The following is a 15,713-nucleotide window of genomic DNA, read 5'->3' as shown; positions in this document are numbered from 1 at the left end:
AGAAGCCGCAAAGCAGACACCGATTTCAAGGCGGCCGCCCGCAGTTGGTTCGAGAACAATGTCGATGGCCGAAAGCCGACGATGGGCGATGTGGCCCGGCTTGCCGGCGTCTCGAAAAAAACGGTATCCCGGGTCATTAATGATTCACCGCAGGTAAACGATGCGACGCGCGCCGGGATCAAGGGGCTCATTCGTGACATCGGCTACAGGCCGGACCCGCAGGCGCGCGGTTTCGCATTTCGGCGTTCGTATCTTGTCGGCATGATCTATGACAATCCGACGCCGCAATACGTCGTCAATGTGCAACTCGGTATTCTCGATGGCCTGAAGGGCACCGATTTCGAACTGGTGGTTCATCCTTGCAATCGCCGGAGCGACACCTTCATTGAGGACGCGCGTAAGTTCGTTGAAATGCAGAAACTCTACGGCGTCGTGCTGACGCCGTCCGTATCCGAGGACGAGCGCCTCGCGGAAGCGTTGCGTGAAATCGGTTGCGCCTACATTCGCGTCGCCTCCGTCGCACTGGATATGGAACGGCGAATGATTGTTACGAACGATCGGGTAGGCGGGCGCGAGGCCGCCCGGCATCTGGCCAGCCTGGGGCATTCCCGGATTGCCCTGGTCGCAGGTCGCCGGAGTTTCCGCTCCGCGCACGAGCGTCGATCCGGTTTCGAGGACGGTCTGATGGAGTTCGGCATTCGCCTGCCGATGGACTATGTACTGCAGGGCGACTATACGTTCGAGTCGGGTTTGGCCAGAGGCGCCGACATACTCGATCTGGATCCGCCGCCGACGGCCGCTTTCGCGGCCAATGACGAAATGGCTGCCGGTGTGTTGCAGGCACTGCACGTTGCCGGCCTGAAAGCGCCGGAAGATCTTTCGATTGTCGGTTTCGACGATTTTGAGACGGCAACTCGAATTTGGCCCCGTCTGACGACGGTCCATACTCCGGCGCGCAAGATCGGCCGGCTCGCGGCTCAAAGCCTTCTTGCATTCGGCGATGAAGATGTTCCACTGGGGCCAAACCAGACCGTTCCCGAACTGATTGTCCGGGAGTCGACTCGAGAGCTGGAAAGTTCGTAATCAACGAGGTGTCTCAACGTGTATTCAAGAACCTATCAGGCAACGCACCCGGACATGATGGACGGAGTCAGTAACGAAGCCCTGCGCGATCGCTATCTCGTTGCCGGCATGTTCGTTGCCGACGAAATCAACCTGAACTATTCGCACACGGAACGCATGATTGTCGGCGGCGCCGCGCCGGTAACGGACACCGTCGTACTGCCGGATCAGACCGAGCCTGTGGCGGGAGCGCCTTTTCTGGAGAGGCGTGAACTGGGAGTGGTCAACGTGGGCGGCGGCAGCGGGAAAATATCCATCGACGGTAAAACCTTCGAGATGAAACCTCGGGATGGTTTGTATATTCCGATGGGATCGCAGGAGGTCTCTTTCGAGTGCGACAGCAAGGACAATCCCGCGCGCTACTATCTTGCCTCGACGCCTGCGCACGCGCGATTCGATCTGGTCAAGATTTCCATCGACGAGGCCGTTCCGCTTGAGCTTGGCTCGCTCGAGACGTCAAACGAGCGCACGATCTACAAGTACATCGTGCCCGAGACTTGCCGATCGGCACAGTTGCTGCTGGGGTTGACGATTCTCAATCCGGGCAGTGTCTGGAACACAATGCCGCCGCACCTGCACGATCGGCGATCCGAAATCTACTTCTATTTTGAACTGGATGACGATCAGAAGGTGTTCCACTTCATGGGCGAGCCGGACTCGATGCGCCATATCGTTGTGGGCGATTCAGAGGCGGTTATTTCTCCACCGTGGTCGATCCATATGGGCAGCGGAACCTCCAACTATTCCTTTATCTGGGCGATGGGCGGCGAGAATCTCGATTACACGGACATGAACGTTCTCGACATCTGCCAACTCAAATAATGGGAGGGCGGGTCGCTGCGAGGGACATGCCCTCGCTCCCGGAGGTCAGAGGCGGGCCAGGGCGGCGTCCAGAGCTTCGATCAGGTCTTCATAGTCTTCCAGGCCCACGGAGAAGCGAACCAGGCCGTCGCGCAGGCCCACGCGCTGCCGCTCTTCGGGCTCCACGTCGGCATGGGTCATCGTGACGGGGTGGGTAATCAGCGATTCGACCGCGCCCAGGTTTTCCGCCAGCGTCCACAGTTCGACGTTGTCCATCAACGCCTTTCCGGCTTCGAGTCCGCCATTCAGTTCGCACCAGAGCATGGCGCCGAAACCGCTGGCCTGGCGACCTGCCAGTTCGTGCTGTGCGAAGGATTCAAGGCCCGGATAGCAGACTTCGCCCACCGCCGGATGGTCGCTCAGGTATCGCGCGATGGCCATGGCGCTGGCCGACTGCCTGTCCATGCGCACGGAAAGCGTCTTGACGCCTTGCAGGGTAAGCCAGGCGACCATCGGCGACATGATGCTGCCGGTGGCGTTCTGCACGAAACGCAGTTTTTCGTCCAGCTCGGCGGTGGCCGCCACGTTGGCCCCTCCGACCGTGGCGTTGTGGCCGTCGAGGTACTTGGTGGTGCTGTGCAGGGAAACGTGCGCGCCCAGCGCAAGCGGCTGCTGGTAATAGGGCGTAAGAAACGTGTTGTCGACGACGTGAATCAGGTCGTTGGCCCGGGCGATTTCCGAAAGGGCCGCGATGTCGCTGAGCGCGAGCGTCGGGTTGGCCGGCGTTTCGGTCAGGAGCAGGCGGGTCTCGGGCCTGATCGCCGCCTCGACGGCGGCGGGGTCCGAGGTATCCACGAAGGTGAAGCCGGCGCCGAAACGCGCGAACACCTGGGTGCATACCCGGTAGGTTCCTCCATAGGCGACCTGCGATACCAGGGCGTGGTCCCCGGCGTTCAGAAAGGCGTGCAGCACCGCGCTTACCGCCGCCATGCCGGTGGAATAGCAGGTGCAGTCCTCGCCGTTTTCCAGCCCGGCAATGCGCTTTTCCAGGGCCCTCACCGTGGGGTTGCCGCTGCGGGAGTACGAATACCCCTTGGAAAGGTACTCGTCGACGGACGGCTGGGCGAAGGTGGTGGACTGGTAAATCGGCGGCAGCACCGATCCGGTCACGGGGTCCGGTTCCGTTCCCGCGTGGATTTGCCGGGTCGAGAACCGCATGTCAGAACTGCTCCTCACTCAATGCCATCGTGTTGGCGGCGCCGGCCCGAACTCGACGGGCGCGTGCGGCCACCTGCGGCATCAGGTGCTCGGCATAAAACCGCGCACAAACGCGCCGGGCTTGCATATCCTGCCGGTCCGTGGCGCCGGCCGCGGCCACCGCGGAACGGGCGTGCAGCCAGCCTCCGCAGAGATAGCCCAGCATCATCATCAGGTTGAAAGCCACCGATCCGGGCAGGTCGTCGTCGACGCCCAGTTCCCTGCGGAACCAATCCAGGGTCGATGCCGCCTCGTCCAGTCCGTCGCGGAGCGCCTCCGCGACGATGCGGTCTTCGGCCGGCAGGGCTTCGGCGCTCGCCAGGGTATCCCCGATTTCCTCGAGCAGTTCGCCCAGCGCCCTGCCCTTGTCGCGGATGATCTTGCGGCCGACCAGGTCTCCGGCCTGGATTCCGGAAGTGCCCTCGTAGATCGTGATGATCCGGGCGTCGCGATAGTGCTGCGCCGCGCCCGTCTCCTCCACGTAGCCCATGCCGCCATGCACCTGTATGCCGATCGACGTCAACTCGATCGCCACTTCGCATATCCAGCCCTTGACGATCGGGGTAAGCAGGTCCAGCCGGCGCTGGTGCCAGGCTCGCCTGTCCTCGTCCGGGTGGCGGCGCGTATGGTCGGTATGCAGGGCGGCCATGTAACACAGCGAGCGCATCGCGAAGATCTGCGATTTCATTTCCATCAGCATGCGCCGCACGTCCGGGTGGCGCAGAATGGAGACGGTGCCGGCGCTTCCGGGCGCCTTGCCTTGCATGCGGTTGCGCGCGTACTCCAGGGCCTGCTGATAGGCCCGTTCCGCGATCGCCACCCCCTGCAGTCCCACCGACACCCGGGCGTCGTTCATCATCGCGAACATGTGCGGAAGACCGTGGTTCTCCTGGCCGACCAGGTAGCCCACGGCGTCCTCGTAGCTCATGACGCAGGTCGGGCTGGCGTGCAGCCCCAGCTTGTGCTCCACCGAGACGGCACGCACGTTGTTGGGCCGGTCGGGCTCGCCGTTCTCGTCCGGGATTACCTTGGGGACCAAAAACAGCGAAAGCCCTCGAGTGCCCTGCGGCGCATCGGGAAGTCGCGCCAGCACCAGGTGCAGGATGTTGCCGGCCATGTCATGGTCGCCGAAGGTAATGAAGATCTTCTGGCCGTTGATCAGGTAGTGCCCGTTTTCGCGTTTGGCCTGGCAGCGCACCAGTCCCAGATCGGAGCCCGCCTGCGGCTCGGTGAGGTTCATGGTGCCGGTCCACTCGCCGCTGACCAGTCGCGGCAGGAATTGCTGCCTGAGGTCCTCGCTGGCGTGCAGCTCCAGGGCATGCAGCGCGCCCTGGCTCAACAGGGGACAGAGCGACCAGGCCAGGTTGGCCGATTGCCACATCTCCTGGACCGGCATGGAAATGAGCTGCGGCAAATCCTGGCCGCCGTATGCCTCCGGCGCCGAAATCCCGCCCCAGCCGCCTTCGACGAAGGACTGGTACGCCTCGCGGAAGCTGTCCGGGACATGGACCTCGCCGTTCAGCACGGCGCTCCCGGCCTGATCTCCGGCGGCGTTCAGCGGCGCCAGCACGTTGGCCGCCAGTTCGCCGGCCTCATCCATCACGGCGCGCGCCAGGTCTGTCGTTACCTCTTCGCAGCCCGGAAGCCGGGCGACATTATCGATCCCGGCAATCGAGTCCAGGATAAAGAGCATTTCGTCGACTGGGGGCCGATACTCCGACATGGGGTCTCCGCGAGAACACGCTAACCGAAGCCCTATTCTACCCGCGCCCGCAAAAATCCCGCCGGCCCAACTGCTCGGAATCGCGGTGATTCTGGCTTATGCTTGACGCCGGACATACACCGCACATTTCCATCGGGGGACAACCATGCGAACAATTCCTGTACTCCTTCTTGCTGCCTGCGCGGCTGTTCATGCGCCGGGTGGCGCCGCCGGCGAACCACCGGTATCCCGCGCTGCGGCGCCGGAGGTGCTGCGGACCTGGGTCGACGCGCGGGCGGGCACCGGCGCCCCGGTCCACTGGGTTTCGGAGGGCGGCGTTTATGACTATCCCTCCGGCGAAAAGCTGCTGGGGATGATCGGTTTTGACAGCTCCACGGTGATCTGGCCCGACGATCCGGACGGCGCCGTCATTCACCTGACGCGAAAGACCTACACGTATACCGATCCGGTCAGCGGAGAAATCCTCACCGAGTACAAGGGCCGGCCGGTGCAGCCGATCGCCTATCCCTACCAGCTCATCCGCTACCGCATGCGGGACGGGCGCATCTACGGGGACGTCGAACAGGGTGTCGGCGAGAGCGTCCAGAGAATCAAGTCCCGAAACGGCATGCAGGTGCGCAAGCTGGGCCGGAGCACGACCGCGATTACCGCTTCAGTCTTCCTGGATTTCCCGGTTCCCGGCGGCGATCGCTACCAGGCGTGGGAAAACTATGACTTCTTTATTCATTCGAACGATATGGCGGACGAAACCCACCAATTGAGCTGGCAGCGCTACGGCGCGCTGCCGCCGTTCGCCGGAGAAGGGAATGCGATCTACCACATGTTGTCATGGCGGGTCGAGAGCCAGGACGAGTTCCCGCCGGCATTGCTTGAGTGGGCCCGGGAGGAGGCGGCCATGTGGCTGCGGCCGCCCGCGGACCTGGACGAGATCCGCGCCCTGCAGGCGGGCGCCGCTGGGGAAGGCTGGCCGGAGTAGGCCGAACTTTCGTCCGCGCCCCGTCTAACCGGGACGGGCGGTCAGTTTGTCGGGATGTTCGGCGTCGAGGCGCGCGCGATAGTTGGCCGGCAGCGAGTCGATCGAATCCAGCTTCAGTCCCGCCGCGTGCCAGATCAGGTGACCGGGTCGGTCGCCCATGTTCATCCAGTTGCGCCATGGCATGAACACGGTGGAGGCGAACTGGGTGTTCAGCCGTTCCCGGGCGGGATCGGTGAATTCCTCCAGTGAGCAGTTCATGGTCTGCCGCTGCAGGCGGGGTTGAGCCATGCCCGGCGGGTACTCGGTTTCCTTCGTGAGCCAGATGCGTCCTCCGCCCGACAGTATCCGGTAGGCGGGCGGCCGTTCCGGCATCTGGTCCACGAACGGCGTCGGGCGTATTCCCCTGACGGAGTAGTTGAACCCACGCCCGGCGCCACCGCCCTGCACCGCCGCCGGCACTTCCAGCAGTTCACCGGTGTAGGGGTTCCGCCATTCGCGCAGCCACTCGCCCGTCTGGCCGTCCTTGAGAAACGATACGGTGTGGCCGATCAGTTCGAACTCCCCGTCCTCCAGGTGGCGCATCCAGTACATCTCCATGCCTTCGAAAGCGAACAGGAGACGAGGCGCCTGGCCGTCTTCCGCACCGTAGATGATGCCGCTGTACCACCAGGGCACGTCTTCCTCGCGCAGGCTCGCCTGGATGCGTACCAAGGCCAGGAGGTTGTCGCGCGGCGTCGCCAGGTTGATTTCAGTCGGTGAATCGCCCGCCGCCAGGGCGCTGAAGGGCGCACCCAGGACCGCCAGCCCTCCGGCGCCGGCCAGCAACTCGCGGCGGCTCAGGCCCGTATCGCTTGTCATCGCTTCGGCGTCCGACAGGCGGGGCTAACGTCCGGCCTGCACGGCCTCGACGATAAACCTTGCCATCAGCTCTCCCATGCGGGGGTCGTCGTTCGGGGGCCGCCACATCGCCCAGGTGCCGCGGTACTGCTGCTGGACCGGATGGTCGTCCGACGGGCGGCCCAGGGCCGGGTCATAACCGATATGGCCGAACGCGGGTATGTCGTAGCCCAGCGACGGGTCCATGTCGTTGCGCCGCCGGTCGGGAGGCGTCTGGCGCGCCGGCGGATAGGGCTGTCCGTCGGCGCAGCCGCCCATTTCCAGGCAACAGGCGACTGTTGAATCGCCATTTCTGCATTCCGTGTTTACCCAGATGCCCCAGTAGTCGGCGAACGGATGCCCGACCTTTGGGTAGCGTTTGAAATCGCCCTGTTCGTAGTAGAGCCAGTTGCGGTAGCCCACTTCCTTGCCGATCTGGTTGGGCACCTCGACCATGTTGAGCACCGATTCGGCCACGATCTGCGGGAAGGCCACCACGATGTGCTCCACGCCGTCGGCACGCAGGTAGTCCAGCGCCTCCCAGTAACGGTATCCCCACTTGCCCTGCGGATGAACGCCCGGCTGCTCGTACAGCGCCGCGTAACCCAGGTTCTCACCGCGCATGGGCCGGCTCCGCTCGTAACCTCCGGCAGGCGTGTCCGTCAGCGTCTCGTTCAGGACCATGTCCCCGGCCCAGGCGCCTACGATCCTGTGTTCCTTGAGTTCCGGGTAGGTGCGCAGCAATTCCAGCGCTATGGTCTGGTGCAGCTTCAGGGTGTCATCGATCTTCGGATCGAAATACTCGTCGTAGCGGCGCAGCGCATGGCCGAGCAGCACAATGCCGGTCTCGGCTTCCTCCACTTCCGGGTTGAACCGCTCGGCGATACCTTCGGCATGCAGCAAGGCCAGCAACGGCGAGGAAACCACCGGGTTGGGCGCATCTTCCAGTGGCACGCTGCGGTCGGCCGCCGGGGGTCCGAGAGAACGCGTCCATCCCGCCGGTTCGTCCGGGTACGAATCGCGCATCAGGTCCCTGGGGTCGTTCAACCAGCGCAAGGGAACCGGTTTCCCGCCCTCACCGGCCTCGGCGGTAAGGCGCGCGCGCAGCGTCCGGACCACGTCATGCGTCTTGGAGAACCGGGCGCCGCCCACCGTCATGTCGATGGCCACGATCTCGGTCGCGCCCTGTTCCAGCAGCCGTGGGATGGGACCGTCCACGTTGTGCCGCTCGGGATCGCAGTCGGGCCAGGGATCGTCGGCCGGCCCGCAATACGTCAGGGGCTGGCCCTGCGGACTGCCGGGTCCATAGACGAGTCGGGGCCAGGGGTGGTTCTTCGGGTCCGCTGCCATCCAGGACGCCAGGTCCACGACGAAGCGCACGCCCAGCTCCTGCGCGCGGGCGTCCAGCGCCTCCTCTAGCGAGTTCATCTGCGAGAAGGTGATGCCGTAGAAGGGGCTCGGTCCGTCGATCCGGTCGTACTCGAAGCGATACTTCAGGGCCTCCTTGGGGCCGTTGCCGAAGTCCATGAAGCGCGGCCAGATGCGCGGGTCCCAGAGAAAACGCTGATAGACGGCGCTGTTGTGATCGTACGAGAAAAGCTGCGCGGCCGTGTCGAAGGCGCCGCGGTCGGTCCAGTCTTCCGAACCGCCATGAATCACGAACAGCACCCCCACCACCCGCTCATCCGCCTCCGCCCGTGCAGGTCCGTGGAGGCTTAGCGAAAGCAGGCAAGCAAAGAAAGCGGTCGATACGACCAACGCCGCGCTTCTTCGAGGGCGGGACGCCCTCGCACCCAGGGAAGCCTTGCTTACACCGTGCCTTCTGGGGAGCGTTGGAGCCAGGGATGGCGGAACCGAGCCATGGATGGCGCCTCCCCAGAAGGCACGGTGTGAGCAAGGCGAGGGTTTAGCGGGATCGTGCATCAGCTTTACGTGCCGAGGCCGAGCGCGCCGGGGTTCATGAGGTTGTTCGGGTCGACGCTGCCCTTGAACTCCCGGAGCAGCCGTTCGGCTTCCGGCTGGCGCCCGCGCAGATAGGGGTAGGTCTTGCCCACCTGCAGGTGCGAGGCGCCGACCTGCCAGAAGATATCCAGGATGCGCTGGCGCAATTCCGCCACCAGCGCCCGGCCTTCGGGATTCTCGTCGTGTTCCGGCAGCGTCGCCAGATAGTCCTTGGGCATGAACCGCTTGTGGAACACCGTCTGGCTGTCCTCCCAGTAGAACACCGGCTCGTACAGAAATGCATTGGAGTTGATGGTCATGAACATGGCGCCCTTGTCTACCCGCAACTCCTTCATTCGGTCGGCGTTCTCCTCGTACATGGCCATGAGCCGGCGGCGGAACTCGGGAACCGCCGAGAACGGCATGATGCCGTGCAGCGGCACCCATCGTTCGCCGTTGACGCCGAGCACGGAGTACATCGGTATGAACGGCATGGCTCTGAGCACGGTAGGCACGGTATTGGCTATTTCGGTTCCATGCGGCCGCATGGTTTCACGGACCAGTTTCAGTTTGGACTTGACCTCCGCCGCGCTGTACCCCTCCACGACGTAGTGGGCGGAGTGGCTGAAGCCGGCAAAAAAGCGCTTGCCCGCCAGCGCCATGCGCGTAAGCCGGCTGACGGCCTCCACCGGATTGCTGGAGTCGCGCGTTACGTTCCACACGGCGCGCAGTGCATCGCCGGTGTCGGTCTTGGTGAGCTGGCCCTGCTGCAGCTTGGGGTCCAGTCCGTAGTTGTCGGCGACTATGCCGAGACGCGCCACCGCCGACATGCCGGCAGCCATGTCGTCAAAGGTGTCGAAACCGAAAGAAGCGGTACCGGAGCGTTCCGGCCGCCTGATCAACCGCAGTGTGATCCGCGCCTTGATACCCATGGCGCCGGTGTCGCCGGTGAAAAGGCCGGTCAGGTCCGGTCCGTACCAGCGGAAGAACGGCTTGGAGGTGCTGATCGATGCGGACCCCGTCTTCAGCAGCTTGCCGTTGCCCAGCACGACGTCGAACGAAAGCACCGATTCCGCGGACAGGCCGTGGTTGCCCGTGCCCATGCTCGCGGAGTTTTGCGAAGTCGATCCGCCCACGGTCGCCTTCAGGCCGGAGAACGGCCCCCAGAACGGCGTGCGCAGCTTCTCCTTGGCCAGCGCCGCGTTGAGCCTCTCCCAGGTCACGGCCGGTTCGACCGTCACGTACATGTCCGTTGCGTTGATTTCCACGATGCGGTTGAGGCGCGAGGTTTCCACCAGCAGCGACTGCGACGTGACCGGCAGGTAGCCGTCGGTGTACGAAGCGCCGCCGCCCCGGGGCACGAGCGCGACATTGTTCTTCAATGCAATCCGCGCCGCTTCCTGCAATTCCTCCACGCTTCCCGGCCGAATGACCGCCAGCGGCAGCTCCCGGGAGTTGTAAACGTCGGTCGTGAAGTAACGGCGCTCGGCATCGTCCGTGATCACGTGTTCGCTGCCCAGCAGGCTGGAAAGCTCCTGAAGGATTTCCTGGCTCATTTTCCCCTCCCGTCTACAGGTCCCGCCCTGCGTTGCACCACCGGGCGAGATGCGAGATTCTATTCGATCAGCCGCGCGCGCCGGCAGCGATGTCCTGCTCCGCTTCCATCCGGGGTTCTCCGCTTGCGAAATCGATCCAGCGTGCGGGTTGCGACGGTATGCGCCGGGGCGACAACACGCCGGTCAGGTTGGCCGGATCCGCGCTGGAGATGCGGATGCGCGAAGCAAAGTCGTTCCTGCGGCGCATGGCGCGCAGTTCCTCCACCGCGGCCGGTGCGGCGAACTGCTCGCCGCTGAACCCGCCGACGAAGCGGCCGCCGCGCAGTTCGCCCCGGGCTTCCATGCGCCGGTAGACACGCAGCCACGCGCGCCACGGCGGCAGCCCGCGGTCGCGCACCAGCAGGGCGCGGAACACGATGCCGTAGCGGCGAACCATCGCTTTGGCCAGGTACCGGACCCGGTCCTCCTCGTTGACATCATCGCCGGCGGGAGCGGTCAGTGCGGACCATCGGCCCCCGGCCTGCACGCCGCTCAGCCGGGCCCGCAGTCCGCCGAAGCGGGGACGCTTGTCGGCCCGCGTGATCAGCGCGCGAAGGCCGGTGAAGCTGTCCGACGTGACCAGTCCCGCGGCGGCCAGTTCGCCCAGCGCCATCTCTACCTGGCTGCGCAGCATGCCAGTGTTGCGGACCAGGCCGAGGAAGAAGTCCGCACCCTCCTCGCGGAGGACTTCGAGAACCTTGCGCGCGCCGAACGATAACCCTTCCATGCGGCCGGGCGCCAACGGCCAGCAGTCCCAGCATTCGCGCCTGATCAGGCTTATCGGCGTGTTGGCGGCCAGCCGCCCGCCCGCTCGCCCGGGAAACGGCTCGGACCGCTTCCACAGCCATTCGCCCGACGCGAGCACCTGGTCCAGCAGCGCCGGGGAAAAATCGCTGATTCTCGACGGCAGCACAACGCTTTCCCAGGCCGACGCCGGGGCGCCGCAGCCTTCCAGCCGGTTCAGCGCCAGGCGAAGGCTCTCCGGTCCCTGCCGCCGGTCGTTCCCAAGCCCCTGCCAATGCAGCAGGAATGAGGTGAACCCCGCGGCGCTGACCGGTTTAATCTGCCGGCGCAGGGACTTCAGCGTGCGCCGGTGGATGCGCGCCAGCAGGCCGCGTTCGCACCACTCTTCAGGCCCGTCCGCTTCCGCGCGGGTGCGGAAACGCCCGCGAACCACGAATCCTTCTCCCTCCAGCGCCGCCAGCGCTTCGGCCGCGGCCGCCGTTTCCAGATCCAGGGGCTGCGCCAGTTCCGCGGCAGTTACGGGACCCAGGATTTCAAGCCGGCTGCGTAGCAGTTCGCGAATCGCCGTTGCCGCCTCGTCCGGTCTTGCCAGGGCTGTGGCCAATTCGTCCCGGCGTTCGATGCAGACCCAGATCTGCCGTTCGTCGCCGGCCGTAAAGGCGAGTGCCCTGCCCTGCGATGCCAGTTCTGCCAGAAAATCGGGAAAATCCGCCAGTTCGGCGTCGGTGAGGAATCCCGCCAGGTTCAACGCGTCGTGCAATTCATCCGCATTGCGGGAGCTCGGCCAGGCTTCCGCGCACACCTCGGCGATCGCCTGTGGATCCGGTCGCGCCAGCGTTGCGGCGTCTTCGACATCCAGCAGATGGCGGGTCCGGATCGCCTGGGTGCGGCGTTCCTCGGCCGGCGCATCGTCAAGGAAGGCATAGGGCTTGGCGGTAATGACTTCCTGGGCCAGGACCGATGGCGAGGCGGGCTCGGCAAAGCGCACTTCGGCCTGGCCCTGCTCGAACGAGCGCAGCAGGGCCAGCAGGCCGTCGGCATCCATCAGCTCGTGCAGGCAATCATCCAGGGTCTGGTTGACCAGCGGATGATCCGGGACCGCACGGTCCCCCGTGAGATTTTCGGCGCAGGCGACCAGATCGGGGAACAGCGCGACCATGAGGTCCTCCGCATCGCCGCGCTGAAACTGCGCCGGGCGTCGCTCTCCCTTCCAGTTGCGGAGTATGGCCAGCGCCGTCGAGGCCGTCCATCGCCAGCGGGTCGGGAACATCGGCGAGTCGAGCACGGCCTGTTTCAACAGCTCATGCGCGGTCGAGGAATGCAGCCAGCCGCTGAGTTCCTTCAACGGGAAGCTGTGCCCCGGCCCGAGCGAAATCACGATGCTGTCGTCCAGCGCCGCCGCCTGCGGTTCGATATTGAACTTCCGGCAGATGCGCTTGCGCAGCGCCAGGCCCCAGGCGCGGTTGAGGCGGGAGCCCAGCGGCGAATGGATAACGACGTGCATGTCGCCCAATTCGTCGAGGAAGCGCTCGATCACGAAGCGTCCTTCGCCGGGCAAGGCGCCCAGGGTGGCCCGCGCGGACTCGAGATACTCCACCGCCTGGCGGGCAGCCTCGAGCGAACCGCCGGGGACGGATGCGAGCCAGGCAACCGCGTCCGAGTTTCCGGACAGACGCGTCTCCACGCCGTCGAGAAGTTCCGCGACCCGCCCCGACAGTTCCGTGCTGCGGCCGGGCGCTTCCCCGAACCAGAACGGGATGGTGGGCGGCGCTCCATGCGCGTCTTCGGCGTATACCTTGCCGGAAGTGACCCGCTGTATGCGGTAGGAAGCGTTGCCGAGCTGGAAGATGTCGCCGGGCAGGCTCTCGAACGCAAAGTCCTCGTTCAGGGTGCCGATGCGGGTCTCCGAGGGCATCAGCACTACGTCGTAGTCGAACTGGTCCGGGATGGTTCCGCCGTTGGTCAGGGCCGTGATGCGCGCCGAGCGGCGCGGCCTCAACGTCCGCTTTACGCTGTCGAGATGCAGGTAGGCGCCGGAGCGCCCGCGCCGTGTCGAGTAACCGTCCGCCAGCATCCGGGCCACGCGGGTAAAGCGCTCGCGGTCCAGATCGCGGTACGGCCAGGCCAGCGAAAACGCCTCGTGCAGCTCATCGAGGCTCTTCTCGCCGCAGGCCCCCTCGGCCACGATCTGCTGCGCGAGCACGTCCATGGCGCCCGGCGGGATGCGGATTTCCTCGATTTCGTTTTTGCCCGCCGCCTTCAACAGCGCCAGGCTCTCGACCAGCTCACCACGGGTCAGCGGGAACAGGCGGCCCCTTGGGATCTCTCCGACCGCATGGCCCGAACGCCCGACGCGCTGCAGAAACCGCGAGATGCCGCGCGGGGAGCCCAACTGGCATACGAGGTCCACGGAGCCGATATCGATGCCCAGCTCCAGCGAGGCCGTGGCGACAAGCACCTTGAGGCTTCCGCGCTTGAGGCGCTGTTCGGCCTCGCCCCGGTGCTCCTTGGACATGCTGCCGTGGTGGGAAGCGACGGCGTCCTCGCCCAACCGTTCGCTCAGCTGTCGCGCGGCCCGCTCGCATAGCCGCCGCGTGTTCACGAACACCAGGGTCGAATCGTGACCGCGCACGAGGTCTGCAAGCCGGTCATAGAGCTCTGACCAGACCTCAAGCGGCATGACGGCCTGCAGCGGCGAACCGGGCAGTTCCAGCGCCAGGTCCCGCTCGCGCGCGGCGCCGGCATCGACAATTGCGCAATCGTGGTCTCGTGCCCCCAGCAGGAACTGCGCCATGCGGTCCAGCGGCCGCTGCGTGGCCGACATGCCGATTCGACGCAAAGGCCGTCCGGCAAGCATTTCCAGGCGCTCGAGGCTGAGCGTGAGGTGGGCGCCGCGCTTGCCTCCCGCCAGCGAATGCAGTTCATCCAGGATCACGGTGCCTGTGTTGGACAGCAACCCCCGGCCGCCTTCCGATGTGAGCAGCAGATAGAGCGACTCCGGTGTGGTTACCAGGATGTGGGGAGGTTTTCGGAGGATACGGCGACGGTCGGCCGCGGAACTGTCCCCGGTGCGCAGGCCGGCGGTAATTCCCGAGGCCGGCAGGCCCCGGGCCTCAAGACGCCGGTCGATTCCGGCTAGCGGTGCGCGGAGGTTGCGGCGCACGTCGTTCGAAAGGGCACGCAGCGGCGAAACGTAAACCACTTCGGTTCGCTGCGGCAGATCGTCCCGCAGGCTGCGGTGCAGTAGTTCGTCGATGACGGAAAGAAAGCCCGCCAGGGTCTTGCCGGAACCCGTGGGCGCCGCCAGCAACGCATGCCGGCCGGCGGCGATGGCCGGCCAGGCGCCATCCTGAACCGCCGTGGGCCGGTCAAACGACTCTTCGAACCATTCTCGAACCGCCGGGTGCAGGCCGTCCAACGCCGCAGAACCTGGTTGCATCATCGCGTTCATTCCAGTTCCCGCCCGACACGTGAAAGCCGCTTTGCCGTCTTTCCTTTCCGGGACACGCCGGCAAGCACATCCCTGTGGGCTCGGCGTCGGCATCCATGCCTCCGACGTTCCCGGAAAGGAAAGACGGCAAAGCGGCTGTGTGCGAAGGGAATGGTAGGCGCGAGTGGAATTGAACCACCGACCCCTTGCATGTCAAGCAAGTGCTCTAACCCCTGAGCTACGCGCCTACGAAAGCGGTCGCGTGAATATACACGAACGGGGGGCCCGGAGCGCATGCCTCAGGACAGCACGCCGGCGGCGCGGCGCTCCGCCAGCGCTTCGGGCCGGAAGCGGTAGAGGCGCGCCGGCCGGCCGCCGGTGCCGGACTTGCGTACGCCGGTAGCCTCGACCAGTTTCTGGTTCGCGACCAGTCGCCGGAAATTCTGCTTGTGCAATCCGCGGCCGCTGAGCGCCTCGATCACGCGCTGCAGTTCAAACAGCGTGAATTCCGGCGGCATCAGCTCGAAAACGACCGGCCGGTAGCGCAGCTTTCCCCGCATCCTGCCCAGGGCGGTGGCCAGTATGCGCCGGTGATCCAGCGCCATGCAGGACCCATTGAGTATCCGTCCCTCCGGCGCTGCGGCGCCCCGGTCGTGCCAGGATTCCGCGACGAGCGCAGCCTCATATACAAGCTCATAGCGCTCCAGCACGAGGTCCGGCGTCCAGCCCGCCTGATCCAGGCCCAGGCAGCGCTCGATCCGCTCGCTGCGCTCTCTGCGTGTCGCATCGGCACGTGCCCGGTTCCTCCATTTCTTCAGTCCCGCGCCCAGCGTCGCCGCGGAGTCCTGTCGAGACCGCCGGTCCTCCCAGGGAAAGAACTCGTAGCAGTCCCTCCATTGCCCCCCGGTGGAGCAAAGGTCATGCCGAACCAGTGCGAGGTAGGCCACGGTGATGGTGCGGTCGGGGCTGCGCGGCCAGAAATTCCGGCGCCGGTCGCCGAAGGTGTAGAGCTGCTCCAGCCAGGCCGGTTCCAGTCCGACCTGGCGCCTGAGCAGGCGCCGGGCGCCGAATTCCAGCGTCTGGTCGCGCGTGCCGCGCAACCCGTCGGAAGGCAAGCGGGCCGAACGACCGCCCGGCAGGACCAGAACCCGCGGCACGTCGTCCACGACGGTCAGCACCACGGCGCTGAGTTCCACGCTGATCGGTTCGGTCACGCAGCCATTTTAGACCCGCTCGGCTTCCGCCCCG

10 protein-coding genes and 1 tRNA gene are annotated in these 15,713 nt (G+C 65.4%); 3 read left to right on the top strand and 8 right to left on the bottom strand.

Features of this window, described 5'->3' with window-relative positions; translation table 11 throughout:
* Nucleotides 1-81: 81 nt before the first annotated feature.
* Both F4036_01680 and kduI read left to right on the top strand, forming a co-directional pair.
* Nucleotides 82-1,083 (top strand): LacI family DNA-binding transcriptional regulator, encoded by a 1,002-nt coding sequence (locus tag F4036_01680; protein ID MYK36452.1) that lies wholly within the window; start codon nt 82-84, stop codon nt 1,081-1,083.
* An 18-nt stretch (nt 1,084-1,101) separates the two neighbouring features.
* Nucleotides 1,102-1,944: a 5-dehydro-4-deoxy-D-glucuronate isomerase gene (gene kduI, locus F4036_01675; GenBank protein ID MYK36451.1), complete on the top strand. Its 843-nt coding sequence runs from the start codon at nt 1,102-1,104 to the stop codon at nt 1,942-1,944.
* A 45-nt stretch (nt 1,945-1,989) separates the two neighbouring features.
* On the opposite strand, the gene F4036_01670 is transcribed toward kduI, so the two are convergent.
* On the bottom strand, nt 1,990-3,141 hold the full coding sequence (locus F4036_01670) for a PLP-dependent transferase (GenBank protein MYK36450.1): 1,152 nt from the start codon (nt 3,139-3,141) through the stop codon (nt 1,990-1,992).
* Between the two features lies 1 nt (nt 3,142).
* Nucleotides 3,143-4,903: an acyl-CoA dehydrogenase gene (locus F4036_01665; protein MYK36449.1), complete on the bottom strand. Its 1,761-nt coding sequence runs from the start codon at nt 4,901-4,903 to the stop codon at nt 3,143-3,145.
* Between the two features lie 145 nt (nt 4,904-5,048).
* Here F4036_01665 and F4036_01660 point away from each other — a divergent pair, with 145 nt between their 5' ends.
* Nucleotides 5,049-5,879, top strand: coding sequence for a DUF1838 domain-containing protein (locus F4036_01660; protein MYK36448.1), 831 nt, complete (start codon nt 5,049-5,051; stop codon nt 5,877-5,879).
* Between the two features lie 24 nt (nt 5,880-5,903).
* On the opposite strand, the gene F4036_01655 is transcribed toward F4036_01660, so the two are convergent.
* From F4036_01655 to F4036_01630, 6 genes are all read right to left on the bottom strand, one after another.
* Nucleotides 5,904-6,737, bottom strand: a complete 834-nt coding sequence (locus F4036_01655) for a DUF1838 domain-containing protein (protein MYK36447.1) — start codon at nt 6,735-6,737, stop codon at nt 5,904-5,906.
* 24 nt (nt 6,738-6,761) lie between these two features.
* Nucleotides 6,762-8,513 carry a hypothetical protein gene (locus F4036_01650; protein ID MYK36446.1) on the bottom strand — a complete coding sequence of 584 codons (1,752 nt, stop codon included), beginning with the start codon at nt 8,511-8,513 and terminating at the stop codon, nt 6,762-6,764.
* A gap of 170 nt (nt 8,514-8,683) precedes the next feature.
* Nucleotides 8,684-10,252, bottom strand: a complete 1,569-nt coding sequence (locus F4036_01645; protein MYK36445.1) for an FAD-binding oxidoreductase — start codon at nt 10,250-10,252, stop codon at nt 8,684-8,686.
* A gap of 67 nt (nt 10,253-10,319) precedes the next feature.
* Entirely contained in the window at nt 10,320-14,579 is a 4,260-nt protein-coding gene (locus tag F4036_01640) for a DEAD/DEAH box helicase (protein ID MYK36444.1), read from the bottom strand.
* 58 nt (nt 14,580-14,637) lie between these two features.
* Nucleotides 14,638-14,713: transfer RNA gene (locus tag F4036_01635), tRNA-Val, on the bottom strand.
* A 51-nt stretch (nt 14,714-14,764) separates the two neighbouring features.
* A complete protein-coding gene (locus F4036_01630; protein MYK36443.1) occupies nt 14,765-15,679 on the bottom strand; it encodes a hypothetical protein in 915 nt (304 codons plus the stop codon).
* Nucleotides 15,680-15,713: the final 34 nt, after the last annotated feature.

The organism is Gammaproteobacteria bacterium, from assembly GCA_009845905.1.
In the GTDB taxonomy this organism is placed as follows: Bacteria; Pseudomonadota; Gammaproteobacteria; order Steroidobacterales; family Foliamicaceae; genus Foliamicus.
This window is presented reverse-complemented; position numbering and strand designations above follow the sequence as displayed.

Bases quoted from the DNA above. Each gene is read 5' to 3' on its own strand.
- F4036_01645 (MYK36445.1), bottom strand. From the start codon at position 10,252: ATGAGCCAGGAAATCCTTCAGGAGCTTTCCAGCCTGCTGGGCAGCGAA.
- F4036_01640 (MYK36444.1), bottom strand. From the start codon at position 14,579: ATGCCGACGCCGAGCCCACAGGGATGTGCTTGCCGGCGTGTCCCGGAA.
- F4036_01660 (MYK36448.1), top strand. From the start codon at position 5,049: ATGCGAACAATTCCTGTACTCCTTCTTGCTGCCTGCGCGGCTGTTCAT.
- F4036_01680 (MYK36452.1), top strand. From the start codon at position 82: ATGGGCGATGTGGCCCGGCTTGCCGGCGTCTCGAAAAAAACGGTATCC.
- F4036_01655 (MYK36447.1), bottom strand. From the start codon at position 6,737: ATGACAAGCGATACGGGCCTGAGCCGCCGCGAGTTGCTGGCCGGCGCC.
- F4036_01670 (MYK36450.1), bottom strand. From the start codon at position 3,141: ATGCGGTTCTCGACCCGGCAAATCCACGCGGGAACGGAACCGGACCCC.
- F4036_01665 (MYK36449.1), bottom strand. From the start codon at position 4,903: ATGTCGGAGTATCGGCCCCCAGTCGACGAAATGCTCTTTATCCTGGAC.